This is a genomic window from Candidatus Melainabacteria bacterium (assembly GCA_003963305.1).
GTDB lineage: Bacteria > Cyanobacteriota > Vampirovibrionia > Obscuribacterales > Obscuribacteraceae > PALSA-1081.
Window position 1 is genome coordinate 87,547 of sequence record RXJR01000023.1, and the last position, 17,487, is coordinate 105,033.

General features: G+C 48.2%; 16 protein-coding genes. 9 read left to right on the forward strand and 7 right to left on the reverse strand.

The window, feature by feature from the left end:
• The first annotated feature begins 72 nt into the window (after window positions 1-72).
• The gene (locus tag EKK48_22240; protein RTL38022.1) at window positions 73-1,791 is read left to right on the forward strand and encodes a glutamine--tRNA ligase/YqeY domain fusion protein; all 1,719 of its coding nucleotides are present in this window, start codon (window positions 73-75) and stop codon (window positions 1,789-1,791) included.
• A 74-nt stretch (window positions 1,792-1,865) separates the two neighbouring features.
• Here the strand turns inward: EKK48_22240 and EKK48_22245 are convergent, their stop codons facing one another.
• On the reverse strand, window positions 1,866-2,108 hold the full coding sequence (locus EKK48_22245) for a hypothetical protein (protein ID RTL38023.1): 243 nt from the start codon (window positions 2,106-2,108) through the stop codon (window positions 1,866-1,868).
• Window positions 2,109-2,266: 158 nt separating this feature from the next.
• Window positions 2,267-3,052, reverse strand: coding sequence for a DUF4343 domain-containing protein (locus EKK48_22250; GenBank protein RTL38024.1), 786 nt, complete (start codon window positions 3,050-3,052; stop codon window positions 2,267-2,269).
• 100 nt (window positions 3,053-3,152) lie between these two features.
• Between EKK48_22250 and EKK48_22255 the strand changes: the two genes are divergently transcribed.
• Entirely contained in the window at window positions 3,153-7,400 is a 4,248-nt protein-coding gene (locus EKK48_22255; GenBank protein ID RTL38025.1) for a CHAT domain-containing protein, read from the forward strand.
• 78 nt (window positions 7,401-7,478) lie between these two features.
• Here the strand turns inward: EKK48_22255 and EKK48_22260 are convergent, their stop codons facing one another.
• Complete coding sequence (locus EKK48_22260) at window positions 7,479-8,060, reverse strand: TlpA family protein disulfide reductase (GenBank protein RTL38026.1); 582 nt, start codon at window positions 8,058-8,060, stop codon at window positions 7,479-7,481.
• 88 nt (window positions 8,061-8,148) lie between these two features.
• On the opposite strand from EKK48_22260, the gene EKK48_22265 reads away from it, so the two are divergent.
• Window positions 8,149-8,700, forward strand: coding sequence for a hypothetical protein (locus EKK48_22265; protein ID RTL38027.1), 552 nt, complete (start codon window positions 8,149-8,151; stop codon window positions 8,698-8,700).
• 22 nt (window positions 8,701-8,722) lie between these two features.
• Here the strand turns inward: EKK48_22265 and EKK48_22270 are convergent, their stop codons facing one another.
• Entirely contained in the window at window positions 8,723-9,379 is a 657-nt protein-coding gene (locus EKK48_22270; protein RTL38028.1) for a hypothetical protein, read from the reverse strand.
• Window positions 9,380-9,488: 109 nt separating this feature from the next.
• On the opposite strand from EKK48_22270, the gene EKK48_22275 reads away from it, so the two are divergent.
• Window positions 9,489-9,986 carry a GNAT family N-acetyltransferase gene (locus EKK48_22275; protein RTL38029.1) on the forward strand — a complete coding sequence of 166 codons (498 nt, stop codon included), beginning with the start codon at window positions 9,489-9,491 and terminating at the stop codon, window positions 9,984-9,986.
• A gap of 66 nt (window positions 9,987-10,052) precedes the next feature.
• A complete protein-coding gene (locus EKK48_22280) occupies window positions 10,053-11,810 on the forward strand; it encodes a DUF4253 domain-containing protein (GenBank protein RTL38030.1) in 1,758 nt (585 codons plus the stop codon).
• Between the two features lie 57 nt (window positions 11,811-11,867).
• Here EKK48_22280 and EKK48_22285 read toward each other — a convergent pair whose 3' ends face one another.
• Complete coding sequence (locus tag EKK48_22285; protein RTL38031.1) at window positions 11,868-12,311, reverse strand: hypothetical protein; 444 nt, start codon at window positions 12,309-12,311, stop codon at window positions 11,868-11,870.
• Between the two features lie 94 nt (window positions 12,312-12,405).
• Between EKK48_22285 and EKK48_22290 the strand changes: the two genes are divergently transcribed.
• Window positions 12,406-12,642 (forward strand): hypothetical protein, encoded by a 237-nt coding sequence (locus EKK48_22290; GenBank protein RTL38032.1) that lies wholly within the window; start codon window positions 12,406-12,408, stop codon window positions 12,640-12,642.
• A 208-nt stretch (window positions 12,643-12,850) separates the two neighbouring features.
• Here EKK48_22290 and EKK48_22295 read toward each other — a convergent pair whose 3' ends face one another.
• Entirely contained in the window at window positions 12,851-13,522 is a 672-nt protein-coding gene (locus EKK48_22295; GenBank protein RTL38033.1) for a hypothetical protein, read from the reverse strand.
• Window positions 13,523-13,707: 185 nt separating this feature from the next.
• Between EKK48_22295 and EKK48_22300 the strand changes: the two genes are divergently transcribed.
• The 3 genes from EKK48_22300 (at window position 13,708) to EKK48_22310 (ending at window position 16,544) form a co-directional block, all read left to right on the forward strand.
• Window positions 13,708-14,145 carry a glyoxalase gene (locus tag EKK48_22300; protein RTL38034.1) on the forward strand — a complete coding sequence of 146 codons (438 nt, stop codon included), beginning with the start codon at window positions 13,708-13,710 and terminating at the stop codon, window positions 14,143-14,145.
• Between the two features lie 137 nt (window positions 14,146-14,282).
• Window positions 14,283-14,864: a rhodanese-like domain-containing protein gene (locus tag EKK48_22305; protein RTL38035.1), complete on the forward strand. Its 582-nt coding sequence runs from the start codon at window positions 14,283-14,285 to the stop codon at window positions 14,862-14,864.
• A gap of 30 nt (window positions 14,865-14,894) precedes the next feature.
• The gene (locus EKK48_22310; GenBank protein ID RTL38036.1) at window positions 14,895-16,544 is read left to right on the forward strand and encodes a hypothetical protein; all 1,650 of its coding nucleotides are present in this window, start codon (window positions 14,895-14,897) and stop codon (window positions 16,542-16,544) included.
• Between the two features lie 88 nt (window positions 16,545-16,632).
• Here EKK48_22310 and EKK48_22315 read toward each other — a convergent pair whose 3' ends face one another.
• Window positions 16,633-17,337, reverse strand: a complete 705-nt coding sequence (locus tag EKK48_22315; protein RTL38037.1) for a phytanoyl-CoA dioxygenase — start codon at window positions 17,335-17,337, stop codon at window positions 16,633-16,635.
• Window positions 17,338-17,487 lie beyond the last annotated feature (150 nt).

Consider the following 17,487-nt stretch of genomic DNA (forward strand, 5'->3'; position numbering starts at 1 on the left):
AGGGCTATGCGCTTCGGGGCTTTGCGATAAAATGATTAACTCGGATAAATCCAGCGCGACCAGAGAGGGCTCATCGTGACATCGTCAGCACCCGCACCAATCAAGACAGGCGACTTCATCAGAGACATTATCGATGAAGATTTGAAGGCTGGACGTCACACTAAAGTACTCACGAGATTTCCCCCGGAGCCAAACGGCTTCCTCCATATCGGTCACGCCAAGTCCATTTGCTTGAATTTTGGACTGGCGCTTGAATACCGTGAGAAATTGGGACACGGTACTCGCTGCCACCTGCGCTTCGACGATACAGACCCCGCCAAAGAAGACACTCTCTTCGAAGACGGCATCCAGGCCGACGTGCGCTGGCTCGGTTTTGACTGGGATGGGCTTTATCACGCCAGCGATTATTTCGAGCAGATGTATGACTATGCCGAATACCTGATCAAAGAAGGAAAAGCGTTTGTTTGCAGTTTGAGCGATGCTGAAATCAAAGAGTATCGCGGCAATGTCACTACGCCAGGAAAAAATTCTCCTTATCGCGATCGCAGTGTCGACGAGAACCTGGATCTCTTCCGTCGCATGCGCAAAGGTGAGTTCAAAGATGGAGAACATATTCTGCGCGCAAAAATTGACATGGCAAATCCGAACATGAAGATGCGCGATCCGATGCTCTATCGTATTAGACACACTGCGCACCATATGACCGGAGACAAGTGGTGCATCTATCCGATGTACGATTACGCTCATCCGATATCAGATGCAATCGAAGGAATCACGCACAGCATCTGCACTCTAGAGTTCGAGAACAATCGAGAACTGTACGACTGGGCGATCGACAATCTCATAGACTACGCAAAATTTCCGAGCCGTCCGCACCAATACGAATTTGCGCGTTTGAATTTGAACTACACAGTATTGAGCAAACGCCGTTTGCTCGAGCTGGTAGAAGGTAAACATGTGAGCGGTTGGGATGACCCGAGATTGCCTACAATAGCCGGGTTACGCCGCCGCGGATACACACCGGAAAGCATACGCAATTTCTGTTCCAGTGTTGGAGTAGCAAAAGCAAACAGCGTAGTCGATATGGCTCAACTAGAGTTTTGCATTCGTGACGATCTGAATCAAAGCGCACCACGTGTAATGGCAGTTCTCAAGCCATTGAAGGTCGTCATAACAAACTATCCGGACGACCAGGTGCAAGAACTGGAAGCGCCATACTTCCCGCCCGATATGGGCAAACAAGGCTCACGTAAAGTGCCGTTTTGCAAGGAAATTTACGTTGAGCAAGACGATTTCATGCTCGAACCGATAAAAGATTTCCATCGTCTCGCGCCAGGAAAAGAAGTGCGACTGCGCTATTCATACTGCATCACATGCACTGACGTCGTCAAAGATGCGAACGGAAACGTGACTGAGTTGCACGCGACCTATGACCCGGCAACACTGGGCGCAAACCCAGAGGGACGCAAGGTCAAAGGAACCATACACTGGGTTAGCGCTCGCCATGCTGTAGATGCAGAGCTGAGACTGTACGACAGATTGCTATCAGTAGAAGCGCCGCCAGCAGGGAAGGACAGCGAATTTCTCAATGCAGTCAATCCGAACGCATTGCAGGTGTTGACTGGTTGCAAAATCGAGAGAAGCCTGGGCGAAGCGAAAGCAGGGGAGCGGTTCCAATTCGAGCGGCAGGGCTACTTTATCGCAGACGAGAAAGACCATAAAGCTGAGGCGCCGGTGTTTAATCGCATCGTCACGCTGAAAGACTCATGGGCAAAAGCTCAAAAGAAATAGCCCCGCCGCGCGAAGAGCATAGCCAAAGCGCGAAGGGAATAGCAAAGTGCGCGAAGGGACATAGGCAAACAGTCTTAAGATTCCGAACTGCCGGACGCTTCAGATTCTTCCTGCGCCTTTTGAGCTTTAGCCTCTGCAACTTTCTGCCGAATAGAGTCAGCAAGACTCATCGGTTGCACGTATGGCTCATCACCATCGCCGTCTGACGTGTCGATGGCGGCATCATCGCCAGCCATACTCTGTCGTATGCGACTGCCGAAATTGTAGGCAACATAGCCTACAACAAGACCCATAAGCACAACAAAAAATCTCGACATCACGCCACCTCGACCTGCTCTTACAACTACCATACCGCGAGTCAGCATTTTGTAGACAACATTTTATGCCGAATAGAAACTATTAGGAGAGCCTCAATTGCACCTAAAACCATTCAGCCTGTCGACTAAATCGATGCAAGAAGTCGAGCTGACTTAGTCTATTCGGTTCTCTCAAGCACCCAGGGGTGATCGGATGGTGACAGGTCCCGGCGGAGAACAAGGCTACGAGCTAACACTGGCAGAACCCTGGCAGGTTCGCATTGGTATATTCCAGCACCGAAGGCTGGATTCGCCTCGACGACAGCCCATCCCTTGCCTCGAATCAATCCAATGTCTACAACACACGCGGGAGGCAACGGAACTGTTTCATCTTCTAACAAGCTCTCGATGAAAATGGATCGCTCGTTGACATTATTATCAGATTCAACAAACGAGTCGTCGATCAACTCACCATCAAAAGAATACGGAGATGAACACATAACCTTGCGTTCCAGAACAAAGTACCGACATTCCAGTTCCCAATCAACCACATCAGACAAAATTACAGGTGAGGTCTTCGGAAGTAGTTGTGATGCCTCGATCGCAGCACCAGACTCATAGACTTTGGCAGCGAAACACTTATCATCAGCGGGCTTAGCAAAGGTCTTCATGTTCAAACGTCGAGCTTCACCGAGCGTAGTCAATTCTACTTTTCTCTTCAAATATTGCGCAGGAAGATTTGACAGCCACGAGAACGTAGGCTCGATAAGAGCAAGGTCCAGTGCATCCGCGATAGCCGCTACGAACAGTGGTTCCCCATACGCAGTGATACCAGATGCAGAGGCATGATAGGATTCAGGCACGCGCCAGTTTGTGAGTCGATGGACATTCCATCCAACTTCCTTTGCTGCAGATTCTATCGCCGCAGAACTCTGATTATGGCGAGGTGACAAAAACAGATCCAATGGACTCTCCAATAAAGCAACCGCATTAAATTATGGGCCGCTGTACAATATCTTATTACGGTAGAGATTTACGCGCCACAAATCCTTATCCATAGCAATTATGAAAAAAAGCGACTTTGCAAACGTAAGAACACTTCTAAATAAATTCTTCGCATGCGCGATTTCAGCAGCTCTTTGCACAGCACAAGTACCTGTAAGTGCTGAGCAAGCCAAATGGGAAAAACTGTACAAAGAGGGCTCCGAAGGCTACATACACGGCAAATACGACCAAGCAGAATTAGCTCTTCGAGACGCTCTGAAAGAGTGTGCTTCTAGAGACAAGGATTACGCCAAAACTGAAATCATGTTGGCCGATGTATTAGAGGCTAAACGTAAATACAGTGAAGCCAAGACTCTATTCATGGACGCACTGGAAATTTCAATCAAATCCACTGGCGAGGATAGCTCAGATACCGCTAGTGCACTCTGGAACCTGGCGACTTTCTACTCAAACAGACTACACTACGCTGAGGCAGAAACGCTGTACGAAAAGATCATTAGCTTGAGAAAGAAAAATCTCGGCTTAAACAACGCCAAAACCGCTGATGCTATGGCGGATCTCTCAGAGTTATATGTAACACAACGTCGTTTTACAGAAGCAGATACTTTGAATAAGCAAGTGCTGGATATCAGGACAAAGCTGTTCGGGCATGAAAGTGCTGCCGTTGCCGCATCACTAGCTCAAATAAGTAACAGGCTCGGACAGCAACATCGATACGCCGAGGCAGAAATTCCAATGAAAGAGGCTCTGTCGATATATCAAAAGCTTTATGGGGAAGATGATTCAAAAACTGTAGACGTTTTGAGAGGCCTGGCCGACCTTTACCGTGTTCAAGGCAAATCGAAAGAAGTGCAGGAATACTTGGACCGCATCGCGGCTTCTGAAAAGAGAAAAGGAAAATCCGCAGGTCATCGGGATCTTTATGTCAAAGGTAAATACTTGATCAGCAAGGGACGCTATGCCGAAGCGGAGCCCGTGTTTCGCGACTATCAAAAATTGGACGACAAACCCATGCCGAACACTTTGGTTTTCAAAGAACGGGCAGCGCAGCAAGCCGCCATGCTTGTGGCACTATGCTCCGATCTTCATCTAGACGAATTCAAACCCTTAGAACAAAAGATCACTGGCGATGCGGATCCTAAGGCTCCTGAGTACGATCAAGAAGCAGCCCTGTCATCGGCAGACCGATTCAGGTTGCTGCTTGCCCTGTACCAATTTGGAGTTGAGAATCCAGATAAAAATACGGTCAGGGCGATGCTCAAATGCATCGACATGGTCGACAAAAATAGCTTTGACTCAGACTCTCTGGTGACTTCGCAAGCATTTCTTTTTACAATTCTTCGGTTTGCATCAATGAACCGTCGTTCCTTCGAAATGTGCAAACAATGCTCTCGGCAATATATTGAATTTGTCGAGAGCATTATATCGAAGAAAAACATCGATCAGAAAATCTCGCTTAAAAACATGGTCGTTAAAGATGCGGCAGGAAAAGCAGAAGAACATCATTTAAGTCAACAAGTTTGGAACTCCGAGCCGGTCGCAGTAGAATTTTTGACGCGCTCAATTCTAACCATGGCATACCTCTCTAGCGATCTTGAAGAAGCGGGCGATCCAGACGGACGCATCAAATCCAGACAACTGAATGCTCTTGCAGTGCGCGTCTTAGAGCGATTCTCGCTCCAAATGGATGCACAAAAGTGCTGCGACTTGCTGCTAGAGATAGCGGAAAGCTGCAAAATGGAAGGCGATTACGCGCAAACCAAACTTGTTCTCTCTAGACTGATCTCACTTGAACAGTCACATCGAAGCGCTGCAACTCAACGAATTCGTGCCAATGCATTAATCTCTCTAGCGGATGTCAACCTGCAGGAATGTGACTATCGCTCCGTAATAGATACAGGGCAAGAAGCAATCAATCTAGCTATTATGAAAGAGCCACAGATGTCCGTACAAAGAGCGTCCGTACTCGAAGACATGGCGCAGGCTGCAGTAATGATGCAGTCAGAGAAAGCGGTTGACTATGCAGGCGAAGCAATCAAGGTACTAAAATCTACCACCTTACAAGGTATTGAAGATCTCCCGGCTGCCGCTTCCATAGATCCCAACACATTCAAAGCAAGACTCATTTTCGCGAAGAGCTTGATAGCGACTGGCCAACCAGACGCGGCCATTACCGAGTTGCAGCATATTTTTCCTTCGGGCACTGAGACAGACGATGATCGTGCCTCAATGGAAAAATGGCTAGATGTAGCAGAAGTTTGTGCCACCCTTGGGGACGCCCAAATGACGAAGCGTGATTTTCCTACTGCAAAAATAAATTACGCAAAAGCGCTCGACGTGCATCGCCAGAGCCGAACCAAATATTCGACTATGCAGCAAATAGACGATATGTTTAACATCGCGATTTGCAATGCGAACCTGGGCGATCCAATTTCTGCCGCAAGTTTATGCGATATGGCCGCAGCGCGACTAATGACTTACAGCCTTGAAGTCTTTCCGGACCTCTCATTTGCGGAACAAAGGAATTTTGTCCAGCAATTGAGCTATTATTCCAGCCTCCTCACTTCTTTACGACATTCAGATTCGGATATCAAAAGTACTTTCGGCTATTTACTCCAATGGCGAGGACTTCTAGTCAGTGCTTTGCGCAGACAATCGGTGATGGCGGATCAGTCGCATGACAATCAACGTGAACCCCTGGTGGAAAAGTGGAGAGAACTCAAGCGCGAAATATCAAAACTGGCAAGTTCCAGTGGCGCTTCCGACGAAGCGCTGAAATCTAAGATTGCGGAATATTCCGAGCAAAAGGAAGACCTGGAACGCCAACTTCTTTCAGGCACCGCTCATAGTGGCACCGATGACCTCAAAGGCATGACTGCCGATTTGTTTATGCAAAAGTTGCAAGCAACTGAAGCCTACATTGAACTGAGCAGCTATCAACCACTCAATTCAAATTCCGCCCATTACTACGCAATAGTTGCAACACCATCGACTCTAAGATTTATTGACATTCCCGATGCTGAATCAATCAACAACGCACTTCGACAGTGGCGGCAGATAGGAATGTACAAACAGTACGGGCCGGGTATCACTTTAAATACGAATACTTTTCGGGACCTGAAATTTGACGCAGCTCAACTCTCCGAAAGTTCGAGCGATAACTCATTCTCAACACTGCAGACAAAACTCTGGAAACCAATAGCTAAATGGTTGCCCGGTTCCGTAGATCGTATCATTCTCTGTGATGATGGTGAATTATCACGATTGCCCTGGGAAATGTTAGTCAACGAAGGGTCTGGAAGAACGTTCCTGACGGAGCGCGTCGACAGTCCGCGCGAACTGCTCGGACTCAGGAGTGGTTCGGATATTGCTAAGGCTACAAGCATTTCTGCTGCTCAGACTCAGCCTCACAATCGCGGTCAGCTCCAAACTAAAGTGACGGATCCTGCTCAATCATCGTATTTAGCTCAGGCATCGGCTGCAGCTCAGCAAGCGCCTAAAACGGAAAAAGTTTTGCTCGTCGGTGCGATCAACTACAAAAATCAGGGTCTGAAGTTAGAGGGAACCGACAGAGAGATATCAGCTATCAGCAAGCTCCTGAGCAACCCGGGTACACAAGCTGGTGGCAGCGCCTCAGAGCGAGAAGTTGTGATTCTCACAGGTAATCAACCTACACCAGACAAAATAAAAGCGCTTCTGCCTGAAGTGTCGATTGCACATTTAGCGACCCACGGATTCTTTGCAGTAACGTCAAAAGATTCAAATACACCGGGATTACACCGCGCTATGCGCATTGCCAGCACGGCAATCGGTGACGCCATTGCTGTGCGAAACCCACTGGTCTCCTCGGGCATACTGCTGGCAGCCGAGCCAACAAAAGATAACGCCACCTCTGATTCTTCACAAGCAAACGCTGCCACTACCGGCAATGCAACCGTGGACAGAGCCGAAGAAGGCGAATTGACTGCCGAAGAGCTCGTAGAGCTTAATTTGAACAAGTGTAAGTTAATCGTGCTATCCGCCTGTGAGACAGGTCGCGGCACGGAGGAGCGCGGTCAGGGAGTCCTGGGTCTCAGGTCTGTCTTGATGGCTGCAGGTGCAAAATCACTACTTCTTTCGCTCTGGTCAGTCGATGATGAAGCCACGAGTTTCTTGATGACCGAGTTCTACAAACACCTGTTGGAAGGGAAATCTGAGGCTTTGTCACTGCAACTTGCCAAAACAGCAGTGCGCACTAATCCCCAACACCCCAATTGGAAAGCACCATGCTATTGGGCCGCCTGGGCGCTTGTGGGAAAGGGCTGGTAATGACCTCGCGAAAAATCCGGTGATTTCAAAGGCTCTGTCACCATCAATCGGGCTGTGACTGGGCTCAAATTTGGACTATCAATGGACTTTCCGAGATTTGGAGGACTGACTGGCTTTGATGATTTGAGCCAGTTTGTCTTCGGTCAACGGGTCTTCTTTGCTGTCTATGTAGCCTTCCCAACGCACAATGCCATCGGCTGACACGACCAGCACCAGTGGAATCCCTTTGACGCCGACGGTCTTGTACATCTTTTTGTCAGGCGCCGAAGCAACACTAAAGTCGACCGGATTCTTCTCAAGATATTTTTTGATAACATCCTCGGGCTCATCCGAAATTCCGACTGAGACTAAATCTGCACCAAATTTCTCTTGAAACTTGTTGAGTATGGGGCGCGCTCTGTGGCAATCAGGACACCACGTCGCCCAGAATTCTATAAGTGTTACTTTGCCTTTTCTATCTGGGAGAGAACCGCTTACCCATTGCGCCACCTTAATTGCGGGAGCTTTCTTGCCACGCAAATCGCGTGTCGCATGCAATTTCTTATCTTTCACGTACGGCGGATAGCCGGCTTCCTGGGCAGACTCCGCTAAAGCAGCGTTGCATAAACTCGACAGAATCAAACTCGCGCAAAAGACTGTATTCAGGACCTTCATAATCATCTCCTTGTCCGACTGTGCAATTTTAGCAACTCAGTGCGCCAGAACAGCGAGAACTGTCTACTTTTTGCGTCCACGAGGTATATTGGAGATGGTGACTTGTTTTACCATTACCACTTACCAGAAGGTCAACAATATGAATACGCTGATGAGCCCGCAAGCCTCGCTTGCGGTCGGAATCGCGCTCATGGTTTTGGGAGTTTCATTCTTCTACAAAGCCGTAGTCGCGATAATTAACGGCAGAATGCCGTATTGGACTGGATTTCTTCCACTCACAATTATTTCGCCACTTTTAATTCACTTACCAGGCAGCAAAAACTCACTGATCAAATTTACTGAAGGCATGTGGGTGATGGCAGTCATGGCACCAGTCTTCCTGGTTCTATCTGTACTATGCTTACTATCCGGCGCAGAATATGCAGGACTTCCAGCAGTTGAACAAGTGAACAGCGCATTGCATGGTGGCACGGATGGTACCGCTGTAATTGCATTTAGCAAGACGCGCGGCTTCGCATTTCCTCTGCTTGCACACTCTAGTCCAGCATTGAAACGAGTTTTTGGTTCGTCTATTAATCTCGATCCGAAACAGGAACTTGTTCCAAGAAACAGCGAAAGTTACCAGCAACAAATCGACAATAAATAGTCTAAGACCTTACGTTGCAAACCTATTTCCGTTTGGAAATCAGACCGTTCATGATCTGAAACAGCTCGTTAAGATCGCTCTGCCGAACCAAAAATGTCAACTCAGTAAAAGTCGAGATCAACTCGACGATATTGATTCGCTTCACTGCAACTGATCGCAGCAACGCAAAGTACATATTGGGCGTATCTATGTACTCATCACCAAACTGCACAGTAAGAGCGGCCAAATTCTCGAGCAACAACTTCGGTTTCTCGGGTCTGAATGATTTACTTATCGATGGCATTAGCGTCATAGGAGCAAACACGGAAATCTCGCTTGCACCGTAAGTGACCGTGAAGAAATCAGCATGCGAAAGCTCTTTATCGACTATTAGCTTCTGCGCCTTCAGCTTGTTGGAAGGAGTCTTATTGAATGCCACCTCAGCCAGATTGGACTTAACAGCTATTCCATCCAATTTCACAGCCGGCAGAAGCGGATCCTCGTCAGTCAATTCCTGACTGATTCTCGATAGCGCAACGACAATGCTGCCGACCTGAACAGATTTGCGAGCACGCTTCTCTACTTCGGGTTGAATCCGTTTTGCGTAGGCAGAAAGATTCAAGAGACGACGCGAAAGAATCGTCAGCTCTGGCTCTGACGAAAAAAGGATGTTTCGGACTATGTCGGTGACCTTCAGCATAATTGTTATAAATATAACAAATTACACGTATTTGATTCAAATGCTCAAAAATTTTACAACAATCATTGTTGACGATAGATTGTAATCTCCAAATCAGAGGAGAAATTCAATGCCGATTTCAATCAGAGAGGCGACATCGTTTGACGCCCATACTCTCTATCAAATGATCTATGAACTTGCTGCCTACGAAAAAGAAGAGCAGAGCGTCAAAGTAACAGTAGCGGATCTGGAACATCAATTGAGACAAGCGTCCCCTCCATTCGGATGCTTAATTGCAGAATTAGACGGTGCGCAATGCGGATTTGCTCTCTACTTTTATGGTTATTCGACCTGGGAGGGCACGCGAACGCTTTATCTGGAAGACTTGTACGTCAATCCAAACTATCGAGGTCGGGGGATCGGGCTAGAATTGATGCGCAGGCTAGCTCGCCATGCAGAGGCTGAAAAGTGTCATCGGTTTGAATGGTCAGTACTAAACTGGAACGAGCCGGCGATAAATTTCTACGAGACGCTGGGTGCCGAACCAATGAGCGACTGGACACGATACAGGATGAATGCAGATTCGATGGCACAATTGCTCGACTCACATTCGCAAAAGACAGCTTGAGCATACATACTAATTGAGAGTTCTTGGAATAATGTCGAAGACCCCCCAACTAGTGCTCGTCTCTTCATGCCAAAGTCGAAAGAATTAAACTTAAATGTAGCGGATGCCCGCCAAGCAGTCGATTTCATATCCGCAGTGCAGGCTGGAAAAGTGGACGAAGTGAAAAATTTCCTTGCCACCGGGCTGTCACCAGACACGCGCGATGCGATGAACAAGCTCGCGCCCGGAGATCCAAGCTTTAAGCGGCGAGAGAAAATGTCACATAGATGTGTAGGGTTGTCAGCACTGTCATCTGCTGCATGTCTTGGGCAGACAGAGATTTGCAAAATTTTGCTAGATGCGGGTGCGAGTATAAACATTCAGGAGCCCCAAAATGCGATGCGAACACCGCTGATGATTGCCGTCGAATACGGACAAATCTCAGTTATGCATCTGCTGCTGGAAAAGAATGCAGACTGCCTCGCATCAGACATAGTCGGCAACACGGCACTTAAATTGACCAAATATTTAAAAGATCCTACCGAGGCTAAACAAGCTATCGAAGCACATCTCAATAAGCAAAAGGATCGCATGACAGTGGCTCAAGCAGTGATCCACAATGACACTGCTCAACTCAAGAAATTACTATCCGCTGGACACTCTCCCGATGAGTTTCATTCTGATGGTTACTCAGCCCTTTTTTACGCGAGCATAGTCGGCAGTCTTGAAATTCTGGAGCTTTTGCTCGAGTCCGGCGCCGACTTGAATATAGGCGCTAACGGTAAGCAACAGCCACTAACGGTCTTGTCCTACAAAGATGACGAGTTGTGTCACATTACTGCAAAAGAATATTTTGATAAGAAAGCAGAACGAACTATATATTCCAATCGACTGCTTTTTGGAGAAGCACCGATATTCGCAGCGTGCGAAGTAGGCAGAACAGATGTTGTTCGTCGGCTAATCAAAGCAGGTTGTGATGTAAATGCAACAACAAAAATCGGAAGTGTTTCACCACTCATGCTGGCTATAGTTTCGCAGAATGAAGAGCTCATCGAATTTTTAATTGAAGCTGGAGCGAACCTGACACATCGAGACTCACGTCAAGCAACCATACTTGAATGGGCTTCCAAAGCCAATCATGGACCGGATGATACATCAGTCAGAAATCTGATTCGCGAAAAGCTTGGAATGAACAATGCCAAACAAGACTTCAAAGAAGCATTTAAAAAGTTCAAAGAGATTGAGGCAACACCTGCGTTTCAGTCCACTATCGAATACCTAGCTGATGTCTGTCAAACCAAGTCATATCCATGGAAAAAAAAGAAGGGTGTCCATCGGTTCTACGTCAACGTAAAAGGCTGGGACAACATAGGTCAGACGTTTGGTAAGGGCGCAGAATATGTCAAAGGCGCCCCAAAGGATGAGAAAGACCAACGCAAAAGAGAACTTGCAGATGCAATGCAAGAGCAAGTACGCTCAAGAGGTTTCCTACTCATTTCACACAAAGATGAAGAAGGCTCCGCAATGTTTCTGCTGTTCCCGACTTTGAATAAGTATGAGGTAATAGCGGCTTGCGGTACGGATGGAATCAATTATGGTCACGGCAACGCGGAGATCATTCAGCTGCTAACAGAAATGGAAGAAGAACATCCATTCATCCTATCAGACTGCATGCATAATGCGGTTGGTGGACGCTTTACGAAAGCCATCGCCGAGCCACATCAACTCGCCAGCTTTTTGTACTCATTCTGCCCTGATCTCGCAGACGGTGAAATCGTGTGCGATGAAGATGATATTGCAAAGGAGCTTGAAAAGAACCAGAGATTTTACTTGTGGTGGGGTTGACAACCAAACCTTCGAACTATTCTGTGCACCGCTGTTTACGGCGTTTTTACGGCGTCTTTACGGCGCGTAGATGGTATTAAATCCGCCACCATTGCGAATCATCTGACTAGCGGAATTTTCTACATTCGCCATTCGCCCGCCTAACAAACCATTCGTAGCGGAATAACGGATACCGGGGTCTGGTTGCCCAACGTTTGCTTGACCCTGAGAAGCGGCATACCGCTCCATCATCGTTCGGCGCAAAACTCCTCGGGCGAAAGTTTGTTCAGCTGGCGTGGTTTGCCCCCACCCAGAAGATTGCTCGGAACCGCCCCAGCGACTCCCCAAGCCGGATGAAGACTGTTCGGAGCCGCCCCATCTACCTGATGAACTCGATTCGCCCCACCTGCCGCCGCCACTTGACTCAGACGAGCCCCAGCCGCTTGAAGGCTCCATACGGCTACCACCATAGTGACTGCGAGCCTCGGACGCGTGGTAACCATTTTGGGGTTGCGCGGGCATGTGCAAGTCGCCATGGTAGTGGCTAGCAGCCTCGCTGGCACGATAGCCATTTGGCTGATCTGGATTGGGCTGTCGCCAATTTTGAGCAGACGCCGTGGAGCAGCTTAAAAATGCCGCAAAAATAGCAAAAGTAATTCTTCGCATACGCAAACTCAACTCAACGTGGATGACATTGTTATGCCCGGTAGAACTCAATCGAATCGGCTTTCAGTCGAAAAAACCGCACGAAAAACAGCAAAATCAAGGCGCTCTGTGGCACAACGAGATCCGCTTTGGCAATATCAGACATCCCTTACCTGGAAACACTCACTATTACTTCAACTCGGGCTGATATGTCCTTACGGTCCCTTACTTGAATGTAATTAATTCCATGACAATGACCGCTCACCAGTTGGCACTCGGCCCGCATGTATTTAACTACATTCAAGTAAGGGTCAGAGAACTAACATACCTGTTGCAATCATTTCTGGTGAGAGTTAACGCTGTCTTGCACCAAGTACAGTGGCAACAGCGAACACAGAAATTTTCCAAATCTTTGTTTACTGATCGATCTTCTTATGCGACCGGACCCACTTGAGATTGTGAGCTGCCGGCTCATAGGAGGGATCCAATTTGCTAGCATCTTCAAAGCATTTTTCCGCTGCAGCGAACTTACCGTCGAGCACGTGTAACACGCCGTCGTTATTGAGTGCTGTATGTGGAAAAGAGTAAGCACGTTTTGTTCCGCTGTTAAATTCGGTTTCGCTTTTGACGAAAACAACTGGCGGTGCCTGCTTGTCCGGCGCCAAAACAATCGAAGTGCCACGCGGATGTCCCTGACTGAAGTCAAAATCAAAAACGAGATAAGCGTCCCCGGTGGGCACGTATAAAAGCGGCCTCTTATCTATTGCTCGGATGGCCGCACTATCACACATGCTAAAACCGGAGCTCTTCACAATGCGCACAACGGAAGCCTCACCGTTTCGCGTCGTCTTAAACGCTATTTGGATTCGATTACTTCCGTCTTTCGGTGGATACCAGGAGCGAACAATCTTTCGATCTAGACTATCCAGACAGGCGCAATCAAAGATTGGCTTTCCGCTGGCAAGTGCTTGGTTCATGGACATGAGCAAATCGCGTTGTTGACTTTCTGCCAGAGTCTCACACGCCCCAAGGAGAAGGCACATGAGCGTCAGAAGAGGTGCAAGTGTTCGTTTGTTGAAATACTTCATTCTGTTATCAAAAAACTGTTTCAAAAGACGTCATTAACGTTAAAAGTACCACAGTAAAAAACATTGCGAGCTTGAGGACGGAACGTTTGAACGCTAAAGACTCTGCCAAGGAGGACTCAAACAGCGGTAAATATTCAAAACGGGTAAAATAATAGCTTCCATTCTGAACTTTGTTGAGGTGATTCGTGGAACCGCTCATCGACCACATCCAGATAACCGTCAAAGATATCACCGCTGCCGAGGGATTCTATGAAAAACTTCTGCCTCTGCTCGGATTCCAAGCCAACAGCAAGGGCAGTGCTGTAATTGACGAACATGAATTTCATGTCGTGGAGTGGAAGCATCCGCGATTATGTTTTGCCATTACGTCGCCCAGAAAGGCTTTTGCACACGATACTGTCAATCGCAGAAAGCCAGGAGCATTGCACCATCTTGCTTTTAAGGCCGCATCAAGGGAAGAAGTAAACGAGCTCTACGATGAACTGACGAAGATTGGTGCCACAATAGTAAGCCCTCCGCGAGACTATCCTGAATATACGCCTGCAGGTTATTACGCCGTTTATTTCAAAGATCCGGACGGTATCAAGTACGAAATCGTGTACTACCCGCCTTCGCCGAATTAATAATCACCGATCTTACTGGTAGCAGAAGCTGATGCAAAAGCTTATCAGATAAGGAATGCACTACCAGCAGTTTACTAGCGAAAAATTTCACAGCTTTCTTTAGGACAGCAATATAAAACCATTCGAGGAGGAACAAGATGAGAGCACTAATTGCGGTGGCAGTACTTTTAGTAACCCTGACTGTTCCGGGAATGGCAGAAAACAAAAAATATCCGAAAGCGAAAGTGAGTTTCGAAGATTACAAAGCTCTAGTGACAGAGGTTGAACCTCACAGAGCAAGTCGGCTGGTCGATCTGGATCAGTTTCTAAAAATGAGCCAGGAACCGGGAGTCATAATCTTGGACAGCCGCTCAACATTTCGATTTGATCGAATTCACCTTAAAGGCGCTAAACACCTTAGTTTTACAGACTTCACGCAGAACAACCTGGCAAAAGTAATTCCGTCCTTCGACACGAAGATACTTATTTACTGCAACAACAACTTCGACGGCAACCAAACAGACTTCGCTTCAAAAGTGGCGGCACCACGCCCAAAAGCAAATAATGCAATTGCGTCTCAGATCGCATCGCAAGACAAACCGAGAATGATGGCTCTAAATGTTCCCACTTACATAAATCTATACGGCTATGGCTACCACAATGTGTACGAATTGAATGAACTCGTTAAGGTCAACGATCGGCGGGTCGCTTTTGAAGGTACCATCGCGGAAGCGAAGTAGTGGACAGAGCACACTTTTCAGAGAGCTACAGTGACAGCACCGAGCCACATCAGCAAATTGAAAATCGAGACGATTGTCGCTCTTGTCACTGTTAGCTTATTGGGCAGTGCAATTTCGGCAGCGGCAAGAGAGCCTAATTACGTCATCTTTTCTTTTCAGACATCAGGTGGGTTTGCCCCGCCGGGTAAAAACATCGGTGAGCCCACTGAGGATGTCTGGGACGCCGAGGAGCGCCGTCTTGTTGAGCAGCTGCGGCAAGAGTTCGGGGAACAGCGCCCTGGTCATCAGCAACATATCGGTTTTTCAGTTGATCTCACACCGACCTTGAACGTGAGTCCAGAGCAACTCAAGACGGAAGTTAAGCTAGCTCTTGATCTCGCCGAGCTTAACAACATACCTGTACTTTTCCATCTGGACGATCAGCATTTTTGGTGGCAAAGCCCCGAACTTAGCCGAAGTGCGGATATGGTTGAATGGTCCGATTTCCCGAAGAAAGGGCAGACGCACGGACCTGTTGTCCCCAATTACTGGCTTAATTGGGGCACACCAGTAGCGGTCTACCCTGCGCCTCCACCGTGCTTCGCCTGCGGCGCCTTCCGAGAGGCGCTTAGTAAGCGGCTTGAAATCGTTGCTTCGCTCACCGTGCCAAGGCTTAGCGCTTGGAGAAAGCAAGGGAAGGAGTATCTGCTGGCGGGTGTGGTAGCCGGAAATGAGACCCAGGTTCCGGACTTCAGTCACGGATATCCGGGCTACACAGGCGTTGGAGAGGCGGTTGGTGTTAATAAAGCACAGAACCCGCCTCCGGTTGTGCGCATGTCGCCAGGCGAAATGGTACCCATCGGCTATCACTCGCTTTACGCAATGGGATACAACTGGGACTCCCTGCAGCGACTCGCTCGCGCGCAGAACAAGAGCCTGGATCAAACAGTGAAGCAACTGTTCGACAAAGTGGCGCATGATTATGCCGAGTTCCAGGCGCAAACTCTCAACGCAGCTGGTCTGCCGAAGAGTTTGATTTACACGCATTTCACAAGTGCAAATCACAGCGTGAACGAGTCCGCCAACGCTCCGCCATCGGCAGGTAGACCAGGTTCGAACAACCTGGCGCCTCCTATATCTAGTGCGATAAATGCATACAGCCGACCCGGCTTCACGGTCGTGCATGATGGTGTTGACCTCGATGCACTGGAAGCACAACTCAAAAATGCTCATGCTCCCGAAGACGGCAGGTCATGGGCTGTCGTTGAAAGCTACATATCCACTGGGCAGCCGGGGTTACCGCAGACACAGCAGCAATACGAAGAATACCTTGGTGGATTGTTTTCTCATGGAGCCAAGCTGGTAAACGTCCTGGGCTGGAATATTCCATCAGGGGAACCATTCGCCGTTAGAGGATCGGCAGCAGTGCCCGTCGTAAAAAAGTGGCTGGCAGGCGCGAACCTGCCGCCCACCTGGCACCGCTCGAAAGCTGCCGAGGAAACGAAAGAATCGATGCAAGCTGAATTTAAGGCACTGCAGAAGGTGGCAGCTGATGCGGTAGCGCGCGGATGTGATCCGCGTCAAGTGCAGGCGTTAATCGATTCCTTCAACAAAGAATGCACACCACTGGCAAAGACAGGGCATCTTCCGGAGGCAAGAGCCATTATCGAACGGACAATCGCAAGACTGCGTGCATTGTGATATTTGATCTGCGTCAGTCGATACGGAATATCTACACCGAACTCTTCCTCGATAGCGATCACAAGCTCAACTGTCTCAAGTCCCATTCCTACGCCTCCGCCCATTCAATGCCTGAAGGGAGAGCAGTGCCGGCATACTCCAGATGCAACACTCGTCGATGGTCCGGCACCTCCGCTATCGAAGAGCTATGTAAAATCAGCGGACGCATCGCGATGATGTCACCAGGATCCGCCGGACACACGAATGCAGCATGGCTGTCGCGAAAACTTCCGACTTGATCCGGCTCTAGAATTCCTCCGAGATGTGAACCGGCAATGAATTTGATAGCACCGTTAGCTTCTGAGCATGCATCAAGATGTATCCGCAAAGAAACCATTTTCTCCAGGATCGAGGCTGGCGGCTGAACGTGTAATATTTCATCCTTTGTCGACCAGGGACCATATCCTTCTAAATCAACTTTATTCTGAACTGGAATACTCAAGTCTTGATGCCAGGTTACGTACCAATTCGACGCAGGTGTTTTGTCGAACAAAATAGCCCTCACCGGCAGTGGCGAACCTCCAAGAATCTGCTGAGCAATTTTGAATACAACGCCCGAATTTGCGAAGGTCCTGAGTGCTGAACAACGCTTGAGTAGATTTCGAAGACCAGGTACGGACTTTTCTTTGCGCGCCTCTTCTACAATATCGATGAGCTGCTCAATTTGAGGAGAGGGCACAACAGCATTAAAGACCGCAAAGCCGTCTCTTTCAAAGTCGGAAAGCTTTTCTAAGACCTGTTGCATAACTGTCAAATTCTATCACTTCGCACAGTACGCTCGGAAATAGTCACGAAGAAAGCGAGCAGGAGATAATAGAGCTGAGAGCGCTTCCAAAAGTTTATGTCTGACAAAAATCCCGAAACGCAAACTGAAACTGATCAAGGTGGTATCGCCCGCCGTCCG